Below are 2,040 nucleotides of genomic sequence, written 5' to 3'. Positions count from 1 at the left end.
CGCCGCGAGCGCTCATACGAGGCTCGTTTGACTGCTCGATATCCACTCGCAAGGCCTCCGTCTGCCCCGCGAACTTCACCCCATCCGCCCACCGCACAAGGCCGGGTTCCGTCGGCGCTTACGTACCAGATGCGCTACCAGGTGAATGAACGTCCACTGAGGGCGGTGCCACCGGGCAAGCCGCCTTTCCGGATCGCCCAACGGAGTGGCCGCATCGTACTAAAGGGGTATCCATCCGGTGAGTACCGCGGTTCCGAAGGAGAGCTGCCTGGTATCTGGTCCGGCGCTTTACGTCTCAGCTCGATTAGACACCCCGTTACAGTCTGCCTCTTCGCGATAAGCCTGCATCAGGAACTCAGCCTGCGCCTTGAGATCCTCACGTCCTGAACGGTCAGCGAACTCTGTTATCGCTTCAAGGATCTCCGGACCTGCCAATGCCCGAGCCTGAGCTGTGATCAACAGAGACCAGGCATGAGTGTAGTCGGCGAAGGCTCCTTCAAAATCGCTTTCATGATCGGCCTTGTAATCGCCATCGACCAGGAAGTGGCCGACCGCTTCGTATCGCATAATTCCGATCTCGGCGGCCATCTGCCGCTGGTTCTCGGATTTTGGAGCGAATGACATTTGGCATCCGTATCATTCAAGCCCGCGAGCTTTCTAGCTCAAATGCAAACAGGAATGTTCGAGCCAGAGAGTATCGGTTGTTGATGCCGCCAGGCCCAGGGCAACAACTCGCTAAGCCGGGTTACGGGATGTTCGGCAATGCGAGCGAGCACATCGGCGAGCCAGGCCTGCGGGTCCACGTCGTTCAGCCGGGCGGTCTGGATCAGGGTGTAGAGGACGGCAGCGCGCTGGCCCCCGCGATCGGAACCGCAGAAGAGCCAAGCCTTCCTTCCGAGCGGCACGCAGCGCAGAGCGCGTTCGGCGGCATTGTTGGTCAGGCAGACCCGGCCGTCGTCGAGGAAGCGGGTGAAGGCATCCCAGCGCCGGAGCATGTAGTTGATGGCCTTGGCGAGATCGTGGTTGCGCGACAGCCTGGCGAGCCGGGTGGTGAGCCAAGCATGGAGCTCGGCCATCAGAGGTGCGCTCAGTTCGCGGCGCACCGCGAGCCGGTCGGTAGCGTCCTTGCCGTTTATTGCACGCTCGACGTCGAACAGGGCATCGATCCGCTGCACGGCCTCGAGCGCGATCGGATAGATCATGCCGGCATGCTCGCCGCGGCTCTTCTTGCGGGCCGCACTGGCAACGTCGGCCAGTTCGAAGAACTTGCGCCGCGCGTGGGCGAAGCAGCCAGCCTCGATCACGGGCGCAGGCATACGTCCGGGAGCGTAGAGCTCGCCGTAGCCGCCATAGGCATCAGCCTGCAGGATCCCTGACCACGACGCGAGATGCGCCCTTGGATGCTCGCCGCGCCTATCGCGCGAGTAGTGGAACAGCGCCGCGGGCGGATCTGCTCCGGCGAACGGCCGATCATCGCGCACGTAGACCCATAGTCTGGCGGTATCGGTCTTCACCTTGGCCATGACAGGCACGGTCGTATCGTCGCCATGCAATCGCTCGGCGGCGAGGACGTGCGCCTCGATGAGCCGATAGAGCGGCATCAGCGCAAAGGCGGCGGCACCGACCTGGTCGGCGAGCGTCGAGGTGCTCAGCGGTACGCCCTCGCGGGCGAAGCGCTCGGCCTGGCGGTTGAGGGGCTGGTGCTGGCCGTACTTCTCGAACAGCAGCATGGCGAGGAAACTGGGGCCAGCCCAGCCACGTGGCACGACGTGGAAGGGCGCTGGCGGCTGGGTGATCGTCTCGCAGTCCCGGCAGGAGAACTTCTCGCGCACGGTCTGGATGACCTTCCAGGCGCGCGGGATCACCTCGAGCGTCTCGGTGACGTCCTCGCCGAGCTTCGACAGCCGGGTGCCGCCGCAGGCCGGGCAAGAGCATGGCGCCGGCACGACGACCCGCTCGCGCGGCAGATGCTCGGGAAACGGCTTCCGGGATGGCCGCTTGCGTTCGAAGGCGGTGACGGTCGCGGTCTTCTCGGCCGCG

The 2,040-nt window shown here is 64.5% G+C and carries 2 protein-coding genes; both read right to left on the bottom strand.

Annotated elements, in window-relative coordinates; translation table 11 throughout:
• Nucleotides 1–288: 288 nt before the first annotated feature.
• Nucleotides 289–588: a hypothetical protein gene (locus tag OLX23_RS25740; RefSeq protein ID WP_264448220.1), complete on the bottom strand. Its 300-nt coding sequence runs from the start codon at nucleotides 586–588 to the stop codon at nucleotides 289–291.
• A 74-nt stretch (nucleotides 589–662) separates the two neighbouring features.
• On the bottom strand, nucleotides 663–2,040 hold a 1,378-nt coding region (gene tnpC / locus OLX23_RS25735), incomplete at its 5' end, for an IS66 family transposase (protein WP_264448218.1).

It is taken from the genome of Novosphingobium sp. JCM 18896, from assembly GCF_025938095.1.
Lineage (GTDB): Bacteria > Pseudomonadota > Alphaproteobacteria > Sphingomonadales > Sphingomonadaceae > Novosphingobium.
Note: the sequence above shows the minus strand (reverse complement) of the source record. Positions and strands in the feature narration are given on the sequence as shown.